We start from the raw sequence: 24575 nt of genomic DNA, 5'->3' as shown, positions 1-24575 counted from the left end.
CGGTTCAGCCGCCCAGGATGCGGTCCAGGGTGCGGCGGCCCATCCGGCTCATGGCCCGGTTGCTCTCCGCGTAGTACCAGACCGCGCCCATCGCCTGCTGGAACGCCCACGCCCGGCCCCGCTCCCATTCGAGGTCGTCGCAACCGAGCTCGTCGCGGAGCACCCGCCGAGGGCCCGGATCGAGCAGGTGCCACGCGCTCACGAGATCCAGCGCGGGGTCGGCCGGCCCGAACCCGCCGACGTCCAGGATCCCCGCCAGCCGCCCGTCCGCCACGAGCACGTTGCCGGGGATCAGATCGCCGTGGGTCATCACGTCGTCCGCCTCGCGCGGCAGGCTCCTCATGGAGTCCCACAGCCGCCGCAGCCTGGGGACGTCGAGCAACCCTTCACTATTCCGGAAGCAGGTCTCCATCCACGCGTCGTGGGACTTCAGGTCGCCTCCCCGGCCTCCGCCCGCGAACGTGCGGCCCCGCGTGCCGACGGCACGCAGGCCCTCGATCAGCTCCGCCAGGTCGCGCGCGAACGCCGCCGACTTCCCCGGGTCCTCGTCCGTGGCCACGACACCGGGCAGCCACGTCTGCACCGCCCACGGCAGCGGATAGCCCGCCCCCGGCTCACCCAGCGCGACGGGCTCGGGCGTACGGAACCGCGTCCGGCCCGCCAGCTCCCGGCCCGCCTCCGCTTCCGCCCGCAGCCATCGCCGCGTCCGGTCGACGTCCCCGGGCTCCAGCGGGAACCGGGCGGCCAGCCGGTCGCCGACGCGGAAGACGGCGTTGACCGTCCCCTCGGAGGCGACGCTCCTGACGTCCAGGCCGCGCCACTGGGGGAACTGCGCGTCGATCAACGCGCGCACCGTCTCGGTCGTCACCGTCAGCTGGCCGGCGTGCATCCTCATCCGAGGAAGCCTCCCCGCGCCTATGCCGGCCCGCAACCTCTTTTCCTGGCGTCCGCGCCGTCAGCGGGTGCTGGCCAGGGCGGTGCGGGCGATCTCGGCACGTTCGGCGGCCTCCGCCTCGGCCGCCCGCTTCTCGGCGAGCACGCGGGCGTCGTAGGCGGTGCGGGCGGCGGCGATCTCGTTCTGGTGCGTCTCGGTCCAGGTGACCAGCTCGCGGATGGTGGAGTGCAGGGTCGTGCCGAGCGAGGTGAGCTCGTAGTCGACGCGCGGCGGGACGGTCGGGTGGACGGTCCTGCTGACCAGTCCGTCGCGTTCCAGGTGCCGCAGCGTACGGGTGAGCATGCGCTGGCTGACCCCGTCGATCATGCGGCGCAGCTCGGTGAAGCGCAGGCTGCGCCGGTCGAGCAGGGCGATCACCAACAGCGACCATTTGTCCGCGACGCGGTCGAGGATCTGCCGGACCTCGCAGTCCTCCCGGGTGTCCCACTGGAGAACGTCGTAGTCGTCGCCGGTATCCCCGCAGTGACCGAGGGACTCAGAAGTGCCGTCTTCCATGACATTTCATGATGCTCGACGATTCTGCTGGTTACAAGAAGGAACCGGCAGGCGGTCGAGGAACTGTGGGCCGGTTCCGCTTTCGTGAAAGGACCGCACCGTGCCCACCTCGATGTCCCCACGCTCGTGGGGCGTGCTCTTCGTGCTCGCCGGCGCCATCTTCCTGGAAGGGATCGACGTGGCCATGCTGAACGTGGCCCTGCCGGCGATCCGGGCGGATCTCGGCCTGTCCACCGGCATGCTCAGCGGCGTGGTCAGCGCCTACGTGCTCGGCTACGGCGGCTTCATGCTGCTGGGCGGCCGGGCCGCCGACCTGCTGGGACGCCGCCGGATGTTCCTGTTCTGGCTGATCGTCTTCCTGCTCTTCTCAGGTCTGGGGGGCTTCGCGACCGAAGGATGGACGCTGTTGACGGCCCGCTTCGTGACCGGGGTCGCGGCCGCGTTCATGACGCCCGCCGGGCTCTCCCTGATCACCGGCAACTTCCCCGAAGGGCCGCAGCGCACCAAGGCGCTCGGGGTGTACGCCGGCACGGCCTCGGGCGGCTACGTGCTCGGCCTGGTCGCCGGCGGTCTGCTGGCCTCCGTCGGCTGGCGATGGGTGTTCTTCGCGCCGGTGATCCTGGCGGCGGTGATCCTCGTCGCGGCGCTGGTCCTGCTCAAGGAGAGCGAGGCGCCCGAGCGGCCTCCAGGCGGCTTCGACCTGGCCGGCGCGTTCAGCATCACCGGCGCGATGCTGCTGCTGGTGTACGGCGTGGTCCGGCTTGAGCACCCCGGCGACGGCCTCGCGGGCACGATCGGCGTGTTCGCCGCGGGCCTCGCCCTGCTGGCCGTCTTCGTCCTGATCGAACGACGCACGGCCCATCCCCTGGTACGGCTCGGCATCCTGCGCTCCCACCCGCTGGTGCGGGCCAACCTGGGCGCGCTGCTGTTCCTCGCCTCGTTCGCCGGCTTCCAGTTCGTGGTCACCATCTACCTGCAGGAGGTGCGCGGCTGGAGCAGCCTGCAGACCGGTCTGGCCATGCTGGTGATCGGCATCGACACGATCCTCGCGCCGACGGTCACCCCGCGGCTGGTGAACCGGTTCGGCAACGCCCGCGTGCTCTTCGGCGGACTGGTGGTCGCCGCCCTGGCCTACGCGCTCTTCCTGCCGCTCGGGATGGACTGGACGTACGCGGCCATGCTGCCGACCATGCTCCTGCTCGGCGTGGCGTTCTCCCTGGCGTACGGCCCGCTGACCATGGCCGCCACCGAAGGGATCGACGAGCACGAGCACGGCCTGGCCAGCGGGCTGCTCTACACCTCCATCCAGTTCGGCACCGCACTCGGGCTGTCGGCGGTGACCGCGGTGAGCGTCGCGGCGCTCGGCGACGCCGGCACGCCCGAGGCGATGCTGGACTCCCTGCGGCTCGCCCTCGTCGTCCCGGTCGCGGCCGCCGCCGCCGGCGCCCTGATCACCGCCTTCGGCCTCCGCCGCCGCACCGCCGACCGCGTGTCCGTCCCGGCCTCGGTGTGACTGATGACGACCAGAGTGACCTCGTTCGGTGAGATCGAGCAGCAGTTCGCCGCCTACGTCGGCGACATCGTGTACGCCACCATGACCACCGTGGACGCCCGGGGCCGCCCCCGGGCGCGCGTCCTGATACCGGTCTGGGAGGTGGTCGACGGCCGCCCGATCGGCTGGCTGGCCACCTACAAGACCCCGGTGAAGACGGCGCACCTGGCCGGCAACCCGCACGCCACGTTCTCGTACTGGAGCCCCAGGCAGAACGCGGTGAGCCTGGACACCGTGGCCGAATGGGCCGACGACCCGGAGCTCACGCGGCGGGTGTGGGACCTCTACCGGCAAGGGAGCCCGCCCGGCGCGGGGTACGAACTGGGCGACTTCTGGAGCGGCCCCGCCGATCCCCGGCTGCACGTCCTCCGGCTGGTCCCCTGGCGCGTCCAGGTCATCCGTGGCACCGACCTGCAGAGCAGGATCTGGCGAAACCCGTCGACCGGGAGCCTGGGCGCGGGCTACGGTCGCGCCTGATCCTCAGCCCTCTCCCGAGGCAGGTTGGTCCTATGGCGATCCCGAAGAAGTACGCGAGGCCCGTCACCGTCGACGGCACCGCGTTCCGGTGGCGTGTTCGCCGTAAGCCCACATACTGCCAAGGGAACGGCTGGGGCCCAATGGCGTTCGCGGTGGAGCAGGTCGACCTCTTCGACTGGGACGGCGCCGACCTGTTCGGCCCGTACACCTTCACGCTGTTCCTGGCTTTCCGCGCATCACCTGCGGAGGTGACCGTACGCGCGCGAGACAGTGTCTTTCCGCCCACCCTGGGACAGTGACAGCAGATCTTGGAGGCGGCTGTGGCGATGCCGGAGAAGGGGTCGCGGCTCATCACGGTCGGTGACGCCGTCTACCGCTGGCGGGTCCGCCGCAAGCCGGGCCGCCGTCAGGGTGACGGCTGGACGCCGCTCCGTTTCACCGTGGAGCGGGCCGAGGAGCCGGGGAGCGTGCTCGTGGTGACGCTCCCCTGTGCCCGGCCGGACAACTGGCGGGGGGAACGGACGGTCGCCGTCCGGCCGATCCTCGTCGGCGCGTGCGTGCGGCGGGCCGTCGAGCGAGGATGGCGGCCGGGCCGCTCAGGCCCGGCGTTCGTCCTCGACGTCGCCGAGGACGAACTGGCCGGGCTTCTCGGCGAGCCGCCCCGATACCTGGTCCCTTTCCTCTGGGGCATGATCCCGGAGGGCGGCGGCATCGGGGATCTTCCGCGATGCACTCAGATCTGGAGCCGGGACCGGTCTTCTTGATCCGCAGTGGGCCCCTTACGGGGTTCTCGGGTCGCGGAGCGAGCGCATCGCCTCCACCAGGCTCCCGTGGATGTACTCCAGCCCGGGCGTGGAGAAGCTCGTCCAGTCGTCGGCGTCCGACGACTCGGCCTCGGCGGCCCAGTCCTGGCCGGCCGCGGGATCGTGCTGGTACACCCACCAGAGATTCCCCGACCGGTCCTGGAACCGCGCGAGCGTGTCACCGAAGAAATCGGTCGGACGCGTGACGATCCGCGCCCCGCGAGCCTCCGCGCGGGCCAGGGTCTCCTCCACGTCGTCCACGTACACCCGCGTGAGCGCCGGGGTGAACGGCCAGTCGGGCTTGCGGTCGGCGAGCGACAGCAGCGAGTCGCCCAGACGGAGCTCGGCGTGCAGGATGAGCCCGTCCTCGTCGATCGTGCGGGCCTCCGGCACGTCGGTCGCGCCGAACACGTCGATGAGGAAGTCGATCAGCTCGGCGGTCCCGTCGGCGATGACGAACGGGTTCACCGTGTTCGAGCCGGCGGGCGCGTGAGGTCGTGCGGTCATGAGGTTCCTTTCCTGATGAGCGGTGCTCGCACTCTCGCAGCAGATGAGGTCACATCCCGTCCGCGTTCGTCAGGGTGCCTCCGGCGGCGTCTCCAGGGCGCGCAGCATCCGTCCGAGCGCCTCGCGAAGCTCCGAGCGCGCGGGATCGGGGAGGTCGACGGTGTACGCGACGCCGGCCGGAATCCACGACAGGGCGTACATCGTGTCCCGGAAGTCGGCGCCGCCCACCGGCCAGACCGTGGTGCCGGCGTCCCCCGGCTCGGCGCCCTGCGCCCACTCGCCGAAGAGATCACGCAGCCGCTCGATCGGCATCCGCATCGTCGCGGTCGCGTCGGTCGCCTGCTTGCCCCATGACGACGCGACGGCCACGAACTCCGCGACCTGCCGGTGCGAGAGCGGCCGCGGCTCGAAGAACGCCCCGGTGCGCCGCACGCCGGCGATCCGGTCGATGCGGAACGTACGCCAGCCGTCGCGATCGAGGTCCCAGCAGAGCAGGTACCAGTGCCGCTCGGACGGCGCGAGGTGGTGCGGCTCCACCTGGCGCGACGACGGCCCCGGCCTCGACACGTGGGCGAAGCGGACACGCTCGTGGTCCCGGCAGGCCAGCGCCAGTTCGGTGAGCACGGCCGGGGACACCCCGGACCCGGGTCCGGTCCCGGCCGGTCGCACCGCGGCGGCGAGCGCGTTGACCCGTTCGCGCAGTGCGGCGGGCAGGACCCTTTCGAGCTTGGCGAGGGCCCGGATCGTCGTGTCCGCGCCGTCGGTGAGCTGCCGCGTCGCCGCCAGGCGCAGGCCCGCCGCCATGGCGACGGCCTCTTCGTCGGTGAGCAGCAGCGGCGGCATCACACCGCCGGGCTCCAGACGGTAGCCGCCGGCCATCCCCGGAACCGACTCGATCCGGTAGCCGAGGTCACGCAGGCGTTCGACGTCCCGGCGCACCGTACGCCGCGAGACCCCGAGCCGGTCCGCCAGCTCGGGGCCCGTCCAGTGCCGATGCGTCTGCAGCAGGTTGAGGAGCGCGAGGGCGCGTGCGGTGGTGTCCGGCATACCGCCAGCTTGCCGCCGAACGCGGACGGTTCGTGTCCGCGTTCGGAGGGCGCGCGGGATCGGTCAGGAGGAAGGGTGCGGGTCGCCGAGGTACGGGAACCGGTCCAGGGTGTCGGTGTGCGGCGTCAGCCCGGTGGGCGGCGCTTCGTTCTTGGTGAGGAACGCGACGCGGATGTCGATGACGTCTTCGGTGAACGTCCGCCCGTTGGGGTACGCGGCCGGCTTGGCCGGGTCGAAGTGCAGCACGTCCGGCAGGAGGCCGTGCTCGTCGATCGCGGCGATCGCCTCCTCACGGGAGTAGCCGCCGGTGTGGCCCAGCAGGTGGACGAACTGGTCCGTCCACTTCTCCCGGTCGTCGACCGGCTCGCCGGCGTTGTACTCCTCCTTCGTGTCGTCGGTGTTGAAGAAGCTGCTCATGGACGGGTGTCCCGCCCGGTCCGCGTGGACGAGTTCGCCGTCGCGCAGGACGCTGCACCGGCCCCAGACGCGCAACGTGGGCTCGGGCGCCAGCTCCGCGGTCGGCAGCTCGATGGCCATGGAGAAGACGTTGGCCCTGGTGTTGGAGTCGACGCCGGTCCACGGGGACTTCCCGCCCAGATGCGGTGCGGTGAAGTTCCGCTTGCCGCTGGTGTCGAACAGGTTCTTGATGCCGTCGAAGTCGAAGAAGAAGGCGTCACTGCGGCTGCCGGCGGCCACCAGGTAGTCGCCGCTGCTGACCACGTTGGCCCGGGGGCCGAAGGAGACGGCGGCGCCCGACACGATCTTGGTGCCCACCGCCCCGAAGTCGCGGGACTCCGCACCGGTCGCCATGAAGACGCTGTAGGTCTGGGAGCCGTCGGACGCCGACCGGCTGAAGACCCAGCTGAAGGCGACGTCGGTCAGGTAGTCGCCGTCGTTGTCGATGTTCAGGCGGTACACGGCGTCGGGGTGCAGGGCGTCCGCGTTGGGATTGGCGTTGAGGATGAGAACGGTCCTGCCCGGATCGCCGGGCGCCTGGAAGGCGTACAGGTCGCACAGATCGAGGCGCTGGTCGCCCAGTGGTGGCCCGAGGCTGAGGCCGGTGAAGTGGTTCGACATGTCAGGCCCTTCGATCGCTCGCTCGCCGGGAAGCCACCAGGACACTCGAACCTTCGTTCGGTGCCCGCCGCCACATCCAGCGGTCGTCGTACATGAATCTGTTTCTGCAGATTAAGCGTCGGCGAGTGCGCTGTGAGGGTTCCGTCGCGGTGTGTCGCGAGAGAGAGTTCACCGAGGTCGGGACGCTCATCGGCGCCTCCACCGTCGGACACCGGAGGTTGCCTGTCCGTGAGGGACAGCAGTCAAAAATGCCTCTAACTGGGTTCATGTGGCGTATGGGACATGCTTAGATAGGCCAGGCGTCTGAGGCGATGCCCCCGCCGTGCCCCGTGTCACGGTATCCGTCTCGACGCCGATGCTCTGGCTCCGAAGAAGGGTGACGGCAGGAAGCCCACGACCATCACTCACCTTCTCGCGGGCACCCGGGCTTCCGGTGTCCCCGAGCGCCAGGGCGCGTCTATTCACCATGCCCCGAGTCGTGACCGCGTCCTGCGACGCATTGGCCCCCTTGGAGGATCTGTGACAACCTCGACGTCCTACTATGACCAGATCGGCGGCGCGCCGGCTGTTCGCGACGTCGTCGACCTGTTCTACGTGCGGGTCCTCGACGACGCCGACCTCAAGCCCTACTTCGCCGGCATCGACATGCCGAGGCTGAAGCGGCACATGGTGGTGCTGCTGTGTTCCGTCCTCGGCGGCCCCGAGCCGTACGAGGGCCGCGACCTGGGAGAGGCGCACCGCGGCATGGGTATCACCGCCGACCACTACGCGAAGGTCGGCGAGATCCTGCTGTCGGTGCTGCAGGGGGCCAGCGTGGGGGACGAGATCCTGCAGCACGTCGTGCTGACCCTGAACAAGGTGGAGTCGTCCATCGTGGCCGAACCTGTAGAGACGGCCGACTGAGTGGACGCGCAAGCTCTGAAGGACAGCTGGCGCCTCGTCGCCCGGTCAGGCGACCAGGTGCCGCTGTACTTCTACTCGGCCCTGTTCCTGATGAACCCGGAGACGAGGGACCTGTTCCCGGTGTCGATGGCGAGCCAGCGCGACCGGCTCGTCAGCGCGCTCGGGCACATCGTCAGCAACGTCGACCGGGTGGAGGAGCTGGTCCCGTTCCTGCAGCAGCTCGGCCGGGACCACCGCAAGTTCGCCGTGGTGACGGAGCACTACCCCGCCGTCGGCAGGGCGCTGCTCGCCACCCTGGAGCACTTCATAGGCGACCGGTGGACGCCCGCCCTCGCCGAGGACTGGACGAAGGCGTACAGCCTGGTGGCCCAGGTGATGACGGACGCCGCCGCGGACGCGTCCAGGACCACCCCGCCCTGGTGGGAGGGCGAGATCATCAGTCACGAGACCCCCGCCCTCGGCATCGCGGTGATCAGGGCGCGGCTGAACTACCAGTACGGCTACCGTCCCGGCCAGTCGGCGTCGATCGCGCATCCCATGCGGCCGCGCGTCTGGCGTTTCTACTCCTTCGCCAACGCGCCGCGCCAGGACAACACCATCGACCTGCACGTCCGCATGGTCGACGGCGGCGTGCTCAGCGCCGCCCTGGTCATGGGCGCGCGGCGCGGCGACGTCCTGCGCGTGGGAGCACCCGTGGGCGACCGGCTGAGCCTCACCCCCGAGATCACCGGCGACCTGCTCCTCATCGCGGGCGGCACCGGCCTCGCGCCGCTGAAGGCGCTGGTGGAACAGGTGATGTACGAAGGCCCGTCACGGAAGGTCGACGTCGTCGTCGGCGCCCGGACGTCCCGGGAGCTGTACGACCTCGAAGCGCTGTCCAAGATGGCCGCGGAGCACCCCTGGCTGACCGTTGTCCCGGCCGTCTCCAACGACCCCTTCTACCGGGGCGTCCGCGGCAACGCCGTGGACGTCGCGCTCCAGGCATGGCGTGGCCAGCAGGTCTTCGTCTGCGGCTCCACGGAGATGGCTCAGAGCACCGTCGGACGACTGCTGGACGCGGGCGTGCCCTCCGAGCGGATCCACTTCGACGAGTTCACGAGCGACAAAGGCGGGGAGTCATGACGGCAGAGATGCCTTGGGGAGATCACCCGGAGCGCGAACGCCAGCCTCTCACCCCGGATCGGGTACGCAAGCAGGAGTTCTCGCGCACACCGCTCGGACGCCGCGGCTACAGCGAGGACGAGGTGCGCTCGTTCCTGTACCGGGTCGCGGAGGACATGGCGGCCGGGGACAAGGAGAAGGCGGACCTCCGGGCGTACATCGACCGTCTGAAGCAGTGGTACAAGGACCACGGCGTCAGCGTCGAGCACGCCGCTCCCCAGCAGGCCCTGAGCGTCGACGCGATCAACATCCTCTCCCGCGCCCAGCAGACCGCCGACGTCCAGATCGCGGAGGCGGAGGACTACGCCCGGCGGATCCTGGGGGAAGCCCGCCAGCAGTACGAGGTGATTCTCACAGAGGCGCAGCGGCAGGCGGAGGAGGCCGCCGACCAGGCGGTCGGCGCCTACCGCTCGCGCGGCGGCGAGCACGGCGCCGAGGCCGAGGAACTGGAGCGGCAGATCGCCTACCTGCGCACCTTCGCCGACGTCACCCGGGTGCAGTTGCGGGCGGTGCTGGCGGGGCTGGCGCAGGAGGTCGACAAGCTCGGCACCATCCCTGACCAGGACGGGCAGCTCCTCCACGGCCCCTCACCGGTCCACCGCTGACCGGTCCGGGCATGGCGCCGGGGAAGCGCCGCGACCTCACCGAAGAAGGGAGAGGGCGGACGTGCGGTACGCGTGGGAGACGTCGGAGCTGGACGGGGGGCTCGGTGACTTCGTCCAGCTCGTCGGCCAGGCGGCCCGTCGACCGGAGGTCGATGCCCCATGGTGGCCTCGGTGGCCAGACTCCCTACGAACGCCTCAAGCAGAAGACCACGGCCCAGGCGTAAACGATCAACGTCAGTTGCACACCACTACTGCTTAGTGCTTGCATAGACTTTGATCTTGTCTACCCGAAAGCTCGGGACTGTGGTATTTCCGCCAATTTGAGTGTCATAGCTATAGCTGCCAAGAACAGTCGCGTATGCCTGAAAGACGTCGCCTTCGACCACGTCACTAAGCCGGTCCTTGGAACCAGCGAACAGAGAGTTTTGGTCGTAACTTGTAAAACCGTACTCTGGCTGCAGTTTCTTCTCACCCGAATTTGCGCGGAAAACGTCGTTGCCTGTAGCAGCGTCAAACTGCGTGACTTCCCCGTAGATGATGAATTTCTCACCCGTGTACGCGTCGGGATTCTTTACGAGTTTGGCGAACCCACGCGGTGAGAGAACCTCGTAGTCACCGGGCGCGAACTTCTTCTTGCTCGACGCCGTGGTTGGCGTAGAGGTCGGTTTTTCCGCTTTTTCTCCAGATGTCTCGGCCGGTCCAGCATCCGTCCCTGTAGCGGCGATCGTGTCAGCGCCCTGCGGCGACTCGCCGACAAGGCCGACCAACGCCGCGCATCCACCGAACAGCAGCAACGCGGCGGCTCCGATGATGACAAGGATCAGCCCAGCATTGGACTTCCTCCGCGGAGGCAGGGGTGGGGGCGGGTAACCGTATCCGGGCGGCGGTTGGCCGTGAGGCTGCTGGAAGTACGGCTGCTGCTGCCTCGGTTGAGTGTGCCACTGCCGTGGATCCTGGGGGCCTTGCTGGTACGCCATCGTCGGCACTCCGAAGTGATTGACGCGGGAACGTTCCGAAGACGGGCAGACCAGCTAGAGGGATTACCGGCCCACCCCGAAGAGATCCGATCGTTAACAGGCGCCTACGCCAGCCGCACGCATCAGCGTCCAGCTCAGCGTGTACGAGTCCAACGCGCGGCGCATCAGCCGCGGGCGACCCGTAGATCGGGTTCGGCCTCTCGGTATTAGATCATCCGGCCGACAGCCCAGACCAGCGTGGTCGAAGCCGTTGAGCCTCCCTGTGTCGAAAGGGCCCTGCGTCCGATCCCCTTTCTCGTCCACGCCGCACTGCGCTATCCGGTTGGCGTGTTAACACTGCTACTTCTTTCCGGCCTCGAGGAGGGTCCTGTCTGCCGAGAGCTTACGGACCCCGCTGTCTGACTCGGTGGCGGCCAGGATGGGGACGCCTTCGGCGATGCCGCGTTGCCGGCGCTCGGGTTCGGTTGGCATGCGGGCGATTACCTGGGTCCCGGCTGTGATGGAGACGGTAACGGCCTCTCCTTGCTCGCGGACACGTGAGTTGCGCTATCCCGTGTCGAAGCCGCCTGTTGGCAACGGTGTTAGCAGGTGATCCGGATGATCTAGGAAGCTCACAGGCTCGTCACCAGGTTTTCCCCTAGTCACGGGCCTTCTGTGATGTGCGCGGCCGAGAGGACTCGAACCCCTAACCTTCTGATCCGTAGGGAAAGGCAGACGCCCTGTCAGCAGCGTCCCGCCCTGGTCAAGCGGTGCATGCCGATCGGTAGCACGCGGTCGCGTATGGCGGTGTTGCTGCATGGCGGTGCTGTACAGCACCGCCATGCCCAACATAGTTCGGCGTTGTTGCCACCCAGTTCCGCCGCTAGGCAAGGGCCACGTCGTCCTTCCAGCTTGTCAGCCGGCGACGGACGGATACCGGGCTGCCGCAAGGTCATCGGCGAGATCTTTCACGGCAAGATCAGCGTTCAGCGCGGTGACCACCGCCTGCGTCAGCGGACGAAGAGCATAGACCTGCCGCACCGCATCGAGATCCACGGGTACCTCGTAGTAGTCCTCCGCGAACCGCCGGAACACCTCCGGAGACGAATCGACGAGCCGCGCGAACAGGCACATCGCCCCATCGGGATCGCTCACGCCGTCTGGGTAGCCAATCTCACCCACCCGCCAACGACCATCGCCAACCTCCCGCCATAGGCAGACAGTCACGACCGGCATTCCGTCCTCGTCACAGAACGCCGGCTCCTCCACACAGTGGCGGAAGACCTCGGGCACGAAGTCGAGCACGCCCGGCCACGGCCCATCGTTGCCGTACGGGCTCATCACCGCCTCGTGGCCGAAGCCGCGGACATACGCACCCGCCGCGGAGAAGACGATGGAGTACTCGTCTCCCGAGCCGTTACGCATTGAGGCCATCTCCTCCCCAGGGGCCCAGCCCGCATCGAAGGAGTGGTAGCGACTGGACCATTCCGGGCTCAAGATGGCCTCCAGCACCGCCATGGATCGGCATAGATCGCGAAGCACCGGAATATCAGGCAGCAGGCGGGCCACATCGTGAGCAGTCATGAGCCTCATCCAAGCGGATGCGGTCGCGTCCGAGATGCGGTGTAAAAGTGAACGAGCGTAGGTTGCCGTGCGGAACCGACCAAAGTTCGCACTACGCAAGGACCTACGCTCGTGGCACGCACACTACCGCCCGTTCAGGCCATCCGCGCCGAGATCGACGCCCTGTTCACCGAAGGTCGTGACCTGGTCGAGGTCATCGAGGAGGTCGCCCGGCTCGGCGCCCGGCTGATCATCCAGACCGCCGTCGAAGCCGAGGTGGACGCGTTCCTCGGCCGAGCCCGCTACCAGCGCGCCGCCACCGCCACCGGTGCCGGCGGGAACGACCAGCAGAGCACGGTGCGGCCCGGTTACCGCAACGGGCACTGCCCGACCACCGTCAAGACCACCACCGGGCCGATCACCATCGCCCGGCCGAAGCTGCGCGGCACCACCGACAAGTTCGCCTCCCGCCTGTTCGGCGCCGGCGTCACCCGCACCCACGCGCTGGAGACGCTCGTGATCGCCTCCTTCGTGCGCGGCCTGTCGACGCGTGACGTCGAGGGCGCACTGGCTGATGCGCTCGGCCCCGAGGCCGCGCTGTCCAAGTCCACGGTCTCGACCATCTGCCAGGCGATCGTGGCCGAGTACGACGCCTGGTGCCGCCGCGACCTCAGCACGGTGGAGCTGGACTACCTGTTCCTGGACGCCTCGCACTTCAAGATGCACGACGGCAGCAGGGCCGAGCCGATCCTGGCCGCCTGGGGCATCACCACCGCCGGCAAGCCCGTCTTCGTCGGCCTGGCCGCCGCCGGATCCGAATCCACCGACGCCTGGCACGACTTCCTGACCGACCTGGCCAGCCGCGGCCTGCGAGCGCCGCTGCTCGTCGTCTCCGACGGCGCGCCCGGTCTCATCGCAGCGGCCGAGCAGGTCTTGTCCCGCTCGCTGCGCCAAAGATGTCTGGTGCATCGCGCCCGCAATGTGCTGGCCAAGGTCAGCGCCGGCGACCAGGCCGAGGTGAAGGCCGCCTACTGGCAGATCTTCGACCTCAGCGAGCTGGGCGAGCTGGGCGAGCTGGGCGATGACGTTAAGCCCGGCCAGCAGCTCGTGGACTGGGTGCAGCGGCGCATCGACGCCTTCGCCGAGGCCTGGGGCGGCCGCTACCCGGCGGCGGTCAAGTGCCTGCTCGCCGATCGGCAGAGCCTGACCACATACCTGCCCTCCCCGATCGAGCATCACAAGCGCGTACGGCATTCCAACTTCATCGAGCGCCCTTCGGCGAGACCCGCCGCCGGGTCAAGGTCATCGGCCGCTTCCCCGGCGAGAGCAGCTGCGTGTCCCTGGTCTGGGCAGTGCTGGATCGTGCCTCCCGCGGCTGGCGCGGCTTCACCATGACCAGCCAGGGCCTGCGCATCCTGCAAGACCTCCGCCGGGCCCTGCTCCACCCGCCCACTCAGCTCCACCCGGCCGACGACCCGGCCTTGGCACCCGCCACCGAGGCCGCCTAAGATCCACTCACGGCACCTACCTCGTCGAGCTTTTTACACCGCTCCGAGGACGCGACCCGGGTACCCTCGGCGGCCTACGAAGGATCAAGAAAGCAAAAGACCTGCGGCTGAGAAACCGCGGGTCAACGGGCGGAAACTCTGGCCGAAGAGAGTGCCTCCGCAGGATTCGAACCCGCGGCACCCGATTTAGCCTCGATCTTTCTCGACCTTGAGTTGGTCGGCTGAAGTCTTCGGCTGGAGGTCGATTTCCTCGCTGTGGTCAGCGTGGGTGCCCGGCTGTCGCGCCGGGTGGGCGGGGTTCCACGGGCCCGCGGGTCTCCTTTCCTAATCGTGGGACGGGTTGGTGCTGGTCAGGGTGGTGCTGGCAGGGCGTGCAGGCGGGCCAGGGCAGCGATGATCTGGCGGGCCCAGGGCCATCGCGCGGTGATGCGCAGGTGCAGGCGCCGGCCGCCGTGCACCAGCCGGCCAGCCACGGCGAACAGGCGCAGGCGCAGGCGTTTGGGCTCGTAGCGGCGGGCGTCGGTGTCATACAGGGCGAGCATCTGCATCCAGGCGAGCAGTTCGCAGGCCAGGGCGACGATTTCGAGCCAGATCTGGTTCTGGGTGAAGTCGTGCAGGGGCAGGTTGCGCAGGCCGGTGTCTTTGGCGGTGCGGATGCGGTCTTCGGCGCGGGCTCGGCGGCGGTGGCGTAGTTCCAGGTCGGCGAGCTGGCCGCCGGGGGTGCCGGTGACGAAGCAGGTGAAGCGGTGTCCGTCCAGATCGGTGAAGCGCAGTTGGGCGCCGGGGTGCGGGCGTTCCTTGCGGACGATGACACGCATGCCCTTCGGCCATCCGGTCATCTCCAGCAGGCCGGTGAGCTCGGCGACCCACGCGCCGGGGCGTGGCTGGCGGTCGGCATTGTAGGCGGGGGTCCAGGCGGTGGCCGGGAGCTTGAGAATTGCCTGCGCGATGTCGTCAGTGATGGTGAAGCCGATGGAGTACTTCAGCCATCGTCCTGGGCGGGTGAGCCAGGCGAGGAACTCGTGGGTGCCGCCGCCGGAGTCGGTGCGGACAAGGACGTTGCGTCGCAGGTGCTTGGGCAGCTGGGCCAGGGCGAGGCGGGTGGTCTCGATGTGGTCGGCGGCGGTGTTGGAGCCCGCGTTGCCGGGTCGCAGCATCAGGGCCAGGGACTCGCCGGCGCCGTCGCCCTGGTGGTCGGCGAAGGCGGTCATCGGGTGGAAGCCGTAGCTCTTCTTCCAGGTCGGGGCCGCGTGCTGCTTGTCGGAGTGCGAGACGACGATGGTGGCGTCGAGGTCGACGATCACGGGCTGGCCGTCGGTTCCGGGGGCGCGAGCACCGGCCAGGTGCCAGGCGCGCTGGCGGGCGGTGGCGCGGGCGGCGCGGATGGCCTTCAGCGCGCGGGCATCATCGGCGGCGAGCCGGTCGATCAGGCGCGAGACGGTCGGGTCGGAGGCAACCGGGCCGAACAGCTCAGGCTGGGAGCGCAGCACGGCGATGTCGGCCAGGCAATCCCCGCCGAGCGCCAGGGTGAGAGCCAGGTCGGTGATGATCTTTGCAGGGTCGTGCACCGCTCGGCCGGGTCGCCACCGTTCCAGCTGCTGGGACAGGTTCTTGTCCAGTCCGGTGATGCGCAGTGTCTGCATCAGCAGCAGAGCACCGCCATGGGAGACCAGCCCGCGGCCGTCGGCGGACACGGTGATCTTGCGGCGAGAAGCGGTAGAGTTCACTCGGAAAGTGCCTTCTGATCTGGGATGGACGGGGCCTTAGACAAGCCCGATCCTCCCAGCTCAAGGGCACTTTTCTTATGTGAACTATCAGGTCGGCTCAAATTCGCTGTGAAAGCCGCAGGTTAGGAGAGCACGAGGCATTTCTAGTCCAATTTGTCCATCAATGGGCAATGTATGGCTGATCACACGTGTTTGGCTCCTCGGCGAGGATCTCCCGACGCTCATCGCTTGACGGGTATCCGGCCTGGCCAACACCCTGATCGTGGCAGGAGGTACGCAAGGCGTTCCCGCTCCTCAGATGCGGGTGTGCCTCCACGGTTGGCGCCCTGGAACCGGCGTAGTTATAGCTGTTGGGGGGCAGTGGATAATGGTGTCCATGGATCTGGCGCCCGATCAACAGGCCCTGTTGGAATGTGTGCCTCATGACGGTTCCGCGATCAGCAATCTCACTGTGCAAAAGCGTCTCGGGTGGGAGACCGATCGTTACTGGGCGGCGCGCGATGCGTTAGTGGATGCCGGGATGGTCATCCGTGGCAAAGGCAGGGGCGGCACGATCCGCCGGTTTGTGGACGTAGGGCCGCCTGCTGATGTGGTGTCGGTACCCGTAGGCGTGATGGATCCGGCGCGGGAGGTCGAGGCGGTCATCCAAAGCGAGCTCGCGCTCTACGAGCCGATGCGCAAGGTGATCGCCGGCGATTGGGCCAGAGATCACCGTGCCGATCCTTTGGCGGTCGAGGTGACCGCGTTACAGGGACGTCGGAGTACGGGGGGTACCTGGTCCCGCCCGGACATCGTCAGCGTGGAGATCCGGACCTTCGCCTACGTGCCGGGCAAGCACCTGGAACTGGCCACCTTTGAGATCAAGTTGGCCGCCGCTTTGAATGTGCAGGCGGTATTCGAGGCCTTGGCCCACCGCAGGTCCGCCACCCGTTCCTACGTCCTGGCACACATACCTGTCGCCGAGGCTGTGGCGATGGAGGACATCGTCGGCGATATCGCTGAAGTGGCGCGTTCCCACGGCATCGGCCTCATCACGGCGGGCGACGCTGAGGATTACGAGACCTGGGAGGAACGAGTGGAGGCTCGACGTGTCGAGCCAGATCCTGAGCGGCTGGATACCTTCATCGCTACCCAGCTGACCGAGCGAACCAAGAACTTGATCTCGCGGCGGCTCCGGTAGGCCCACCACCATCGTCAAGCCGCAGCCTGCGCTCGGAACGTTCTAGAGCCCTCAGCGTATCCGCGAATACGGCGGACGCCTGCGAACCATCCCCCGATCCGGCACCCGAGGGACGCCGGCAGCCCGCCGGCCAGCGCATCCGTGCAGATATCGGCCACGCCGCCACGACCGTGACCATCGAGGACACCGACGGCACCTTCCGCATCACCATGCAGGCCGGGCAAGTCATCGCCGAAGCCCCAGCACCAACGAAAGGTCACCTCGCGGAGGGTAGAACTGCGTCCATGGACATGATCAAGCTGCAGCAGGCGTTAGACGACCTCTTCGACCTGTCCCTGCTGCGGCACGGCTTCGTGGACTACTCGCGCGACTACCAGCTCGTGGTCCTCCCGATGCCCGATCCCCGGACCGGAACCACACCGCCGCCGCTGCGTTACCTGTTCCGGTACTGCGTGCAGGCCACCTGCACCACCGCGCTACCGGCCCGAACCTGGCGGGTCTCGCTCGATGACCGGCTCACCACCTGGGAAACCGGGGTGGAGTACGACGGATACATCTGGGGCGTCAACTGGCAGGCGCTTTATCCCGGCGCCACGCTCATCGCCGACTCACCCACCGCCCGCAGCTGGGCCACAGCCATCGGCATCGACTTCCATGAAGTCCGGATCGAGACCAACGTGCACGACCTCACCCTGGTCTTCTCCGACCTGCACATCGAAGAACTTCCGCCCCCGTCACCGGGACACGGCCACCAATTCCCGGTTCAATAGGGCACCAAGAGAACGACAGATCATCTAGCCGGAGTGTCACCCACCTCCCGAGCCGGATCTGTCACACGGGTCCTGAGACCTGACAAAAGATGTGTTGTCCCGGGACATGCTTGACGCGGGAGTCCCAAGACACCGATGACAGGTGCCGCTGTGGGCGAGCCTGGCGGATATATCCGTTGTCGAGCAGCGCTCTCGGCCTGTGGTGGCCGGCAGCGTACTCGCACGCGACCCTGACGGGACCGAACCTTTCGACGCGTCACCGGCGTCCGTAACGGTCGAGAGGAGTCATTTTGGATCGCAATGACAGCTTCCGCGAGTTCGTCGCCGCCCATCAGCAGGCGCTGATGCGCACCGCGTACCTGCTCACGGGAGACGCCCACCAGGCCGAGGACCTGCTGCAGAGCGCCCTGCTGAAGGTGTTCGGCCGCTGGTTCAGGCTGTCGCGCGTCGAGTATCCCGAGGCGTACGCGCGCAAGGTGCTGCTGAATCAGTACATCTCGTGGCGACGGCGCCGGGTCAGGGCCGAGCTTCCGACCGCCGACCCGCCCGACCGGCTGTACTCGAGCGAGGACTCCACCATCGTGCGGCTCGTCATGCGCCGGGCTCTCATGCGGCTGCCGCCCCGGCAGCGGGCGGTGATCGTGCTGCGTTACTACGAGGACCGGACCGAACGCGAGACGGCCGAGTTGCTGAACTGCTCGGTCGGCACGGTGAAGAGCCAGGCCCACTACGCGCTGGCCCGTTTACGCGAGCTGGCACCCGAACTGGCGCCGAAACTCTCAGACCTGGAAGCAGAGGAGGCCCGCCGATGACCTGGCTACGGGACGTGCTCGTCGATCTGGCCGACGACTCTCCGCAGGTGGACCTGGCCGAACGTACGATCGCGACACATCACCGCAGGCGGCGTACGGTCGTCTCGCTCCTCGCGGCGGGCATGGTCGTGGTCGTCGCGCTTGGTGCGACGGCCGCCGTCCGGCTGTTGCCCGACAGGCGGCAGGAGGCCGCTTCCACAGGTGACCTGCCGGCGCGCGGGGTGGGGCCGCTGAGCCACGCGTACAAGACCTTCTGCGAGCCGGCCCGCGGGGAGGCGCCGAAGGGCTGCAGAGACGGAGGCTGGCGGGTGGTCACCCGGAGCGGCGAGACCTACCACGTGCCGGACGCGCTGCGCAGCCTCGCTCCCGGCCGCACCGGCCTGCGCGACAGCCCGCTGGCGATCAGCCGCGACGGCCGCAAGATCGCCTACTACAGCGCCGATGAAGGCACCTTCCAGGTCCGCGACCTGGCCTCGGGCCGGAAGACGACGGCCGCGCAGAAGGTGCCCAAGAGCCTGCTGGGCAGCGTCTCGCGACTGATGCTGTCGGACGACGGGCGGTTCGTCGCCTTCAGCAAGGTTCCGGACTTCAAGGATCCCGCGCTGCTCATCGACATGCGTGGCGGGGCCGTCCGCGAGTTGCCCAACCGCTGGGTCCCCATCGGTCTGTCCCCGGACGGCGCGACCATCACCCTCGCGGAGTACTCGCCGCGATCACGGCTGCGGACGATCTCCAACCTGTGGCCCAGTTCTTCCAAGGGCGACACCACGTCGGTCATCCTGCCGGTGGACTACCACTTCAGCCCTCTTGCCCCCGATGGCAGAACCGTCGCGGTGATCGAGAACCTCAGCACCGCCGAGCGGCCGTGCCGCCGCGGCGACCTGGCCCTCATGGACACGCTCACCGGCGAGAAGCGGAAGCCGACCGTCATCAGCGGCCTGCCCGCCGATGTCTCCCAGATCTCGCTGCGCACCTGGCTCAGCGCCGAGGAGGTCACCGCTCTCACCATGTCCGTGCGGTGCAGGCCGGCGTCCGACGTGCCGGACGACGAGCCCGCGGTGATCGACCAGCCGTACCGGACCATGACCGCGTACGCGGTGAACGTCAGGACCGGCAAGGCCAGGAAGCTCGCCACGTACAGAGCGCATGGCTTCTTCGAGATCGTCCTGCCCGGCCCTCCCGGGGCGCTATGACCTCAGGTGTGAACCGGGATCCCGGGACGACGAACCCCGCCCGCCCAGCGAGGCAGGCGGGGTTCGTGCACGTCAACGACTACTTGAGGAGCTGCCGGGCCATCACCATGCGCTGGATCTGGTTGGTGCCCTCGTAGATCTGCGTGATCTTGGCATCGCGCATCATGCGCTCCACCGGGAAGTCCTTGGTGTACCCGTACCCGCCCAGCATCTGCACCGCGTCCACGGTGATCTCCATAGCCGCATCGGAAGCAGCGCACTTGGCCGCGCTCGACAGGAACGTGAGGTCCTTCTGCGGCTCACCCTTCATGGCCCGCTCCGACTTGGCCGCCGCGTGATAGGTGAGCTGCCGCGCCGCCTCCAGCTTCATCGCCATGTCCGCGAGCATGAACTGCACGCCCTGGAAGTCGGCGACGGCCTTGCCGAACTGCTTGCGCTCCTTGACGTACCCGACCGCGTAGTCCAGCGCTCCCTGCGCGATGCCGAGGGCCTGCGCGGCGATGGTCACCCGGGTGTGGTCCAGGGTGGCCAGCGCGGTCTTGAACCCGGTCCCGGGCGCGCCGATCATCCGCGACTCGGGGATGCGCACGTCCTCCAGGATCACCTGACGCGTCGGGGACGCCTTGATGCCGAGCTTGCGCTCCTTGGGCCCGAACGAGACGCCCTCGTCCGACTTCTCCACCACGAAGGCGGAGATGCCGCGCGCCCCGGCCGACGGGTCCGTGACGGCCATGACCGTGTAGTACTCGGACACGCCCGCGTTGGTGATCCACATCTTGGTGCCGTTGAGCACGTAGTGGTCGCCGTCGAGGACGGCGCGGGTCTTCATGGCGGCGGCGTCGGAGCCCGCCTCCGGCTCGGAGAGCGCGTACGAGAACATGGCGTCGCCGCGGGCCACGGCGGGCAGGTACTGCTGCTTGAGCTCCTCGGAGGCCGACAGCATGATCGGCACGGTGCCGAGCTTGTTGACGGCGGGGATCAGCGAGGAGGAGGCGCAGGCGCGGGCGACCTCCTCGATGACGATGACGGCGGCCAGCGCGTCGCCGCCGGCTCCTCCGTACTCCTCCGGGACGTGAATGGCGTGCAGGTCGGATGCGACCAGGGCCTTGTAGACGTCCCAGGGGAACTCCTCGGCCTCGTCCGCCTCCGCGGCGCGGGGGGCGATCTTCTCGTCGGCGAGGGCCCTGACCGTCTCCCGGAGCATGTCGTGCTCTTCGGCGGGCGCGTACAGAGGAAAGCTCATGCACAGATAGTAGGACGTCCGAGCATCTTGCTACCAACCGGTACGGTTTGTGCTTGAGAAGAGGTGGCACGAAGAAGGGTGGGCGCGGGCCTGTAGCATTCCTCCGCAATGGAAAGGAGCTCACTCGTGCCATATCGCCTGACGGTGATCGGGACCGGCTACCTGGGCATCACGCATGCGGCCTGCATGGCGGATCTCGGCTATGAGGTGCTCGGCCTTGACATCGACGCCGACAAGGTCCGCTGCCTCAACAACGGCGAGCTCCCCATCCACGAGCCAGGGCTCGAACCCGTGCTCCGCCGCGGCCTCGAGTCCGGCCGCCTGCGCTTCACCACCTCCTACGAGGAGGCCGGCGAGCTCGGCGACGTCCACTTCGTCTGCGTGGGCACGCCGCAGAAGAAGGGCGAGTACGCCGCCGACGTGTCCTACATCGACGCCGCGATCGACTCGCTGGCCCCCCATCTCGACCGCGCGTCCCTGGTCGTCGGCAAGTCGACGGTCCCGGTCGGCACCGCGTCCCGGCTGGCCGACCGGCTGGCCACGCTGGCTCCGGCGGGCGAGCAGGCCGAGCTGGCGTGGAACCCCGAGTTCCTGCGCGAGGGCTTCGCCGTGCAGGACACGCTCCACCCCGACCGCATCGTGCTGGGCGTGCGCTCCGAGCGGGCCGAGAAGGTGCTGCGTGAGGTCTACGAGCCGCTCGGCGACGTGCCGATGGTGGTGACCGACTTCCCGACGGCCGAGCTGGTCAAGACCGCCGCCAACTCCTTCCTGGCCACCAAGATCTCCTTCATCAACGCGATGGCCGAGGTGTGCGAGGCGGCGCACGCCGACGTGCAGCAGCTCTCGCTCGCGCTCTCGTACGACGACCGCATCGGCGGGCGCTACCTGAACCCGGGGCTCGGGTTCGGCGGCGGCTGCCTGCCGAAGGACATCAGGGCGTTCATGGCGAGGGCCGGCGAGCTCGGCGCCGACCAGGCGCTGACGTTCCTGCGCGAGGTGGACGCGATCAACATGCGCCGCCGCGCCCGCATGGTCGACCTGGCCCGCGAGCTGGCCGGGGGTTCCTTCCACGGCTGCACGGTGGGCGTGCTCGGCGCCGCCTTCAAGCCCAACTCCGACGACATACGCGACTCCCCCGCCCTCGACGTGGCGGTGACGATCGGGCGGCAGGGCGGGCGGGTCACGATCTACGACCCGATCGCGCTCGACAACGTCCGCAAGGCACACCCCCAGCTCGCCTACGGCGAGTCTGCCCTCGACGCGGTACGGGGCGCGCACGTCGTGCTGCTGCTGACGGAGTGGCAGGAGTTCCTGGACCTGGACCCGGAGGCGCTGGGCGAGGTCGTGGCCACCCGCAAGATCGTCGACGGGCGCAACGCGCTCAACGCCGAGGCGTGGCGCTCCGCCGGGTGGCACTACCGGGCGCTGGGCCGCCCCTGACGCACCCACTGGGTGTGCACCGGCCGGTAGCCCTGGCGCGCCCAGAACGGGCCTGACAGCGGGTTCGCCACCGCGTGGTGCAGCAGCGTCGTGGCGACGCCCCACGCGTCCAGCCGGGCGTGCGCGGCGGCGGCCAGCGCCGCGCCGACACCCCGGCCCCGTACGGCGGGATCGGCGTACATGACGCCCAGGTAGGCGGCCGGCATCCGGGTCACCATGGAGGCGATCCACCGCGACCGGGGCGGCGGGTCGACGATGACGACGCCGGTCACCGCGCCGTCGTGCTCGGCCACCCAGGCCCACGAGCGGGGCAGCGTGCCGGTGAGATGCTCCCTGATCCTGGCGGGCGTCGACGGCCGCGGCGTGACCCAGCCGAACTGCGCGTCGTACGCCACCAGCGCCTCGTACAGGCGCGCGATCCCGTCCAGGTCGTCAGCGGTGGCGGGCCGTACGCGCGGGTCCGTGGCCTGCCCGGCCGGGAGCCTGCGGGGGCGGGCGGCGACGGTGACCGTCGGGGCGAAGCCGCGGACGGCCAGGGCGCGGACGGCGGCGGTGTCGCGGCTGGGCCACAGCACCGCGAGCGGGCCGGGCTCCCGCCGGGGCGCGGCCGTCCACGCGTCCAGCAGCGCGCCGAGCGCCGCCTCCGGGTCGGGGCCGCCGACGCGGGCGTGCAGCCGGTGGACGACGAGCGGGCCCCAGGTGGCGTTGAGTGTGTCGAGGCCGGAACGGTCCATCGAGGCCAGGCCGACGGCGCCGGGCACCTCGACGAGCTGCTCCCCGAGGCCGGGCTTGGGCAGCCGGTCCTGACCGCCGGCCAGTGGGTCGGCGGCGCGGACCCGGGCGGCGTGGCCCGCGAGCACGTCCAGCACGGCCCTCTCCCGGGGCGGGCGGATCAATCGGCCGGCTTCAGCGCCGCCGCCTCGGCGCGCAGCCGTTCGCCCTTGGCGTGCGCCTGCTCCTTGAGCCGCTCCTGGAACTCGACCATGCGGGCGCGCAGGGTGGCGTCGGTGGCGGCGAGGATGCGTACGGCGAGCAGGCCGGCGTTGCGGGCGCCGCCGACCGCGACGGTCGCGACGGGCACCCCGGCCGGCATCTGGACGATCGACAGCAGGGAGTCCATGCCGTCGAGGTACTTCAGCGGCACCGGCACACCGATCACCGGCAGCGGCGTGACGGAGGCGAGCATGCCGGGCAGGTGGGCGGCGCCGCCCGCGCCCGCGATGATGACCTCGACGCCGCGGCCGGCCGCCTGCCTGCCGTACTCGATCATCTCGGCGGGCATCCGGTGGGCGGAGACGACGTCGGCCTCGAACGGGATCCCGAACTCGGCGACCGCCTCGGCGGCGGCCTTCATCACCGGCCAGTCGGAGTCGCTGCCCATGACGATGCCGATGCTCACGTGTACTCCCCGGTCATCAGGTAGACGGCGGCGTGGCGGGCGCGGGCCCTGACCTCGTCGAGGTCGTCACCGACGGCGGTGACATGGCCGATCTTACGGCCGGGGCGCACCTGCTTGCCGTAGAAGTGCACCTTGACGGCCGGATCGTGGGCCATGACGTGCTCGTACCGCTTGAACAGGTCGGGGTCGTCGCCGCCGAGCAGGTTGGCCATGACGACCACCGGCGCGGTCATGGCGGGCGTGCCGAGCGGCAGGTCGAGCACGGCCCGCAGGTGCTGCTCGAACTGGGAGGTGCGGGAGCCCTCGATGGTCCAGTGGCCGCTGTTGTGCGGGCGCATGGCCAGCTCGTTGACGAGCAGCCCCTGCCGGGTCTGGAACATCTCGACGGCCAGCAGGCCGGTGACGCCCAGCTCGTCGGCGATCCGCAGGGCGACGCGCTGCGCCTCGGCGGCCTCCTCGGGGTCGAGCCCGGGGGCGGGGGCGAGCACCTCGACGCAGATGCCGTCGCGCTGCACGGTCTCCACGACCGGGTAGCTGACGCCCTGGCCGTGCGGGGAACGGGCGACGAGCACGGCGAGCTCGCGCTCGAACGGCACGAACGCCTCCGCGAGCAGCGGGCCGCCGGCGGCGGCGAACGCCTCGGCCGCGGCCTCCTCCGAGTCGCACACCCACACGCCGCGGCCGTCGTAGCCGCCGGTGATCGCCTTGAGCACCACCGGCCAGCCGTGCCCGGCGGCGAACGCGGCCGCCTCGCCGGGGCCGGAGACGCGGGCCCAGGCCGGGCACGGGGCGCCGATCGCGGTCAGCCGCTCACGCATGACGGCCTTGTCCTGGGCGTGGACGAGGGCGTCGGCGCCGGGGTGGACGGCGTGGCCGTCGTCGATGAGCGCGCGGATGTGCTCGCCGGGGACGTGCTCGTGGTCGAACGTGATCGCGTGACAGCCTTCGGCGAACGCGCGCAGGTCGTCGAGGGAGCGGTAGTCGCCGACGCGGGTGTCGACGATGACCCGGGCGGCGCTCTCGTCAGAGGACCCGGCCAGCACGCGCAGTTCGACGCCGAGAGCGATGGCGGGGGGCTGCGACATCCGGGCGAGCTGTCCGGCGCCGACGATGCCGACGACGGGGCCGATGGGACTGTATGCGTTCACGTGAGGTGAGCATACCGGCCGCATTCCGGAGCGCTCGCAGGTAGAGCGCCCTCG

At 69.4% G+C, this 24575-nt stretch carries 25 protein-coding genes; 13 read left to right on the top strand and 12 right to left on the bottom strand.

The features are described 5' to 3' along the window. Positions 1-4: 4 nt before the first annotated feature. Together AB0K05_RS01605 and AB0K05_RS01600 are read right to left on the bottom strand one after the other, a co-directional pair. Positions 5-895 carry an aminoglycoside phosphotransferase family protein gene (locus AB0K05_RS01605; RefSeq protein WP_364225608.1) on the bottom strand — a complete coding sequence of 297 codons (891 nt, stop codon included), beginning with the start codon at positions 893-895 and terminating at the stop codon, positions 5-7. A 60-nt stretch (positions 896-955) separates the two neighbouring features. After that, the gene (locus tag AB0K05_RS01600) at positions 956-1450 is read right to left on the bottom strand and encodes a helix-turn-helix domain-containing protein (protein ID WP_364225605.1); all 495 of its coding nucleotides are present in this window, start codon (positions 1448-1450) and stop codon (positions 956-958) included. Positions 1451-1550: 100 nt separating this feature from the next. On the opposite strand from AB0K05_RS01600, the gene AB0K05_RS01595 reads away from it, so the two are divergent. Genes AB0K05_RS01595 through AB0K05_RS01580 form a run of 4 tightly spaced genes read left to right on the top strand, consistent with a single transcriptional unit; the run spans position 1551 to position 4243 of the window. Continuing rightward, positions 1551-2963: an MFS transporter gene (locus tag AB0K05_RS01595; protein ID WP_364225602.1), complete on the top strand. Its 1413-nt coding sequence runs from the start codon at positions 1551-1553 to the stop codon at positions 2961-2963. 3 nt (positions 2964-2966) lie between these two features. Then, complete coding sequence (locus AB0K05_RS01590) at positions 2967-3479, top strand: pyridoxamine 5'-phosphate oxidase family protein (RefSeq protein ID WP_364225599.1); 513 nt, start codon at positions 2967-2969, stop codon at positions 3477-3479. Between the two features lie 32 nt (positions 3480-3511). Then, positions 3512-3778 (top strand): hypothetical protein, encoded by a 267-nt coding sequence (locus tag AB0K05_RS01585; RefSeq protein ID WP_364225596.1) that lies wholly within the window; start codon positions 3512-3514, stop codon positions 3776-3778. Positions 3779-3799: 21 nt separating this feature from the next. Continuing rightward, entirely contained in the window at positions 3800-4243 is a 444-nt protein-coding gene (locus AB0K05_RS01580; RefSeq protein WP_364225593.1) for a hypothetical protein, read from the top strand. A gap of 15 nt (positions 4244-4258) precedes the next feature. Here the strand turns inward: AB0K05_RS01580 and AB0K05_RS01575 are convergent, their stop codons facing one another. The 3 genes from AB0K05_RS01575 to AB0K05_RS01565 form a co-directional block, all read right to left on the bottom strand. Then, the gene (locus tag AB0K05_RS01575) at positions 4259-4789 is read right to left on the bottom strand and encodes a VOC family protein (RefSeq protein WP_364225589.1); all 531 of its coding nucleotides are present in this window, start codon (positions 4787-4789) and stop codon (positions 4259-4261) included. A 69-nt stretch (positions 4790-4858) separates the two neighbouring features. Continuing rightward, positions 4859-5836 carry a YafY family protein gene (locus AB0K05_RS01570; RefSeq protein WP_271278382.1) on the bottom strand — a complete coding sequence of 326 codons (978 nt, stop codon included), beginning with the start codon at positions 5834-5836 and terminating at the stop codon, positions 4859-4861. A gap of 63 nt (positions 5837-5899) precedes the next feature. Then, positions 5900-6913: a DUF4331 family protein gene (locus AB0K05_RS01565; protein ID WP_271278381.1), complete on the bottom strand. Its 1014-nt coding sequence runs from the start codon at positions 6911-6913 to the stop codon at positions 5900-5902. Between the two features lie 519 nt (positions 6914-7432). Between AB0K05_RS01565 and AB0K05_RS01560 the strand changes: the two genes are divergently transcribed. From AB0K05_RS01560 to AB0K05_RS01550, 3 genes are read left to right on the top strand one after another with little or no spacing between them, the layout of a single operon-like run. Then, positions 7433-7816: a group 1 truncated hemoglobin gene (locus tag AB0K05_RS01560; protein WP_364225584.1), complete on the top strand. Its 384-nt coding sequence runs from the start codon at positions 7433-7435 to the stop codon at positions 7814-7816. Continuing rightward, positions 7817-8938, top strand: a complete 1122-nt coding sequence (locus AB0K05_RS01555) for a globin domain-containing protein (protein ID WP_148037035.1) — start codon at positions 7817-7819, stop codon at positions 8936-8938. Continuing rightward, the gene (locus AB0K05_RS01550; protein WP_364225580.1) at positions 8935-9582 is read left to right on the top strand and encodes a DivIVA domain-containing protein; all 648 of its coding nucleotides are present in this window, start codon (positions 8935-8937) and stop codon (positions 9580-9582) included. The genes AB0K05_RS01555 and AB0K05_RS01550 overlap by 4 nt, the downstream gene beginning before the upstream one ends. A gap of 248 nt (positions 9583-9830) precedes the next feature. Here the strand turns inward: AB0K05_RS01550 and AB0K05_RS01545 are convergent, their stop codons facing one another. Together AB0K05_RS01545 and AB0K05_RS01540 are read right to left on the bottom strand one after the other, a co-directional pair. Further along, the gene (locus AB0K05_RS01545; RefSeq protein WP_364225577.1) at positions 9831-10376 is read right to left on the bottom strand and encodes a hypothetical protein; all 546 of its coding nucleotides are present in this window, start codon (positions 10374-10376) and stop codon (positions 9831-9833) included. A gap of 1077 nt (positions 10377-11453) precedes the next feature. Beyond that, positions 11454-12122, bottom strand: a complete 669-nt coding sequence (locus AB0K05_RS01540) for a hypothetical protein (RefSeq protein ID WP_364225574.1) — start codon at positions 12120-12122, stop codon at positions 11454-11456. Positions 12123-12233: 111 nt separating this feature from the next. Between AB0K05_RS01540 and AB0K05_RS01535 the strand changes: the two genes are divergently transcribed. Further along, a complete protein-coding gene (locus AB0K05_RS01535; RefSeq protein WP_364225571.1) occupies positions 12234-13496 on the top strand; it encodes an IS256 family transposase in 1263 nt (420 codons plus the stop codon). Positions 13497-13959: 463 nt separating this feature from the next. On the opposite strand, the gene AB0K05_RS01530 is transcribed toward AB0K05_RS01535, so the two are convergent. Continuing rightward, positions 13960-15336, bottom strand: coding sequence for an IS1380 family transposase (locus AB0K05_RS01530; RefSeq protein ID WP_364225568.1), 1377 nt, complete (start codon positions 15334-15336; stop codon positions 13960-13962). A gap of 376 nt (positions 15337-15712) precedes the next feature. Here AB0K05_RS01530 and AB0K05_RS01525 point away from each other — a divergent pair, with 376 nt between their 5' ends. The 4 genes from AB0K05_RS01525 (at position 15713) to AB0K05_RS01510 (ending at position 19291) form a co-directional block, all read left to right on the top strand. Further along, positions 15713-16516: a hypothetical protein gene (locus AB0K05_RS01525; RefSeq protein WP_364225565.1), complete on the top strand. Its 804-nt coding sequence runs from the start codon at positions 15713-15715 to the stop codon at positions 16514-16516. 170 nt (positions 16517-16686) lie between these two features. After that, positions 16687-17286, top strand: coding sequence for a hypothetical protein (locus AB0K05_RS01520; protein WP_364225562.1), 600 nt, complete (start codon positions 16687-16689; stop codon positions 17284-17286). Between the two features lie 290 nt (positions 17287-17576). Beyond that, the gene (locus AB0K05_RS01515; protein ID WP_148037030.1) at positions 17577-18098 is read left to right on the top strand and encodes a SigE family RNA polymerase sigma factor; all 522 of its coding nucleotides are present in this window, start codon (positions 17577-17579) and stop codon (positions 18096-18098) included. Beyond that, positions 18095-19291, top strand: a complete 1197-nt coding sequence (locus tag AB0K05_RS01510; RefSeq protein WP_364225558.1) for a hypothetical protein — start codon at positions 18095-18097, stop codon at positions 19289-19291. The genes AB0K05_RS01515 and AB0K05_RS01510 overlap by 4 nt, the downstream gene beginning before the upstream one ends. Positions 19292-19370: 79 nt before the next feature. Here AB0K05_RS01510 and AB0K05_RS01505 read toward each other — a convergent pair whose 3' ends face one another. Further along, entirely contained in the window at positions 19371-20534 is a 1164-nt protein-coding gene (locus AB0K05_RS01505; RefSeq protein ID WP_148037028.1) for an acyl-CoA dehydrogenase family protein, read from the bottom strand. Between the two features lie 126 nt (positions 20535-20660). On the opposite strand from AB0K05_RS01505, the gene AB0K05_RS01500 reads away from it, so the two are divergent. Beyond that, entirely contained in the window at positions 20661-21974 is a 1314-nt protein-coding gene (locus AB0K05_RS01500; protein WP_364225554.1) for a UDP-glucose/GDP-mannose dehydrogenase family protein, read from the top strand. Here AB0K05_RS01500 and AB0K05_RS01495 read toward each other — a convergent pair. Genes AB0K05_RS01495 through AB0K05_RS01485 form a run of 3 tightly spaced genes read right to left on the bottom strand, consistent with a single transcriptional unit; the run spans position 21950 to position 24545 of the window. After that, positions 21950-22843, bottom strand: coding sequence for a GNAT family N-acetyltransferase (locus tag AB0K05_RS01495; RefSeq protein ID WP_148037026.1), 894 nt, complete (start codon positions 22841-22843; stop codon positions 21950-21952). The two genes, AB0K05_RS01500 and AB0K05_RS01495, sit on opposite strands and share 25 nt — an antisense overlap. Before the next feature lie 23 nt (positions 22844-22866). Then, a complete protein-coding gene (gene purE / locus AB0K05_RS01490) occupies positions 22867-23355 on the bottom strand; it encodes a 5-(carboxyamino)imidazole ribonucleotide mutase (RefSeq protein ID WP_219543700.1) in 489 nt (162 codons plus the stop codon). A 14-nt stretch (positions 23356-23369) separates the two neighbouring features. Then, complete coding sequence (locus AB0K05_RS01485; RefSeq protein WP_364225550.1) at positions 23370-24545, bottom strand: 5-(carboxyamino)imidazole ribonucleotide synthase; 1176 nt, start codon at positions 24543-24545, stop codon at positions 23370-23372. Positions 24546-24575: the final 30 nt, after the last annotated feature.

This window comes from Nonomuraea sp. NPDC049486 (genome assembly GCF_040676925.1).
GTDB classification, from domain to species: domain Bacteria; phylum Actinomycetota; class Actinomycetes; order Streptosporangiales; family Streptosporangiaceae; genus Nonomuraea; species Nonomuraea ferruginea.
This window is presented reverse-complemented; position numbering and strand designations above follow the sequence as displayed.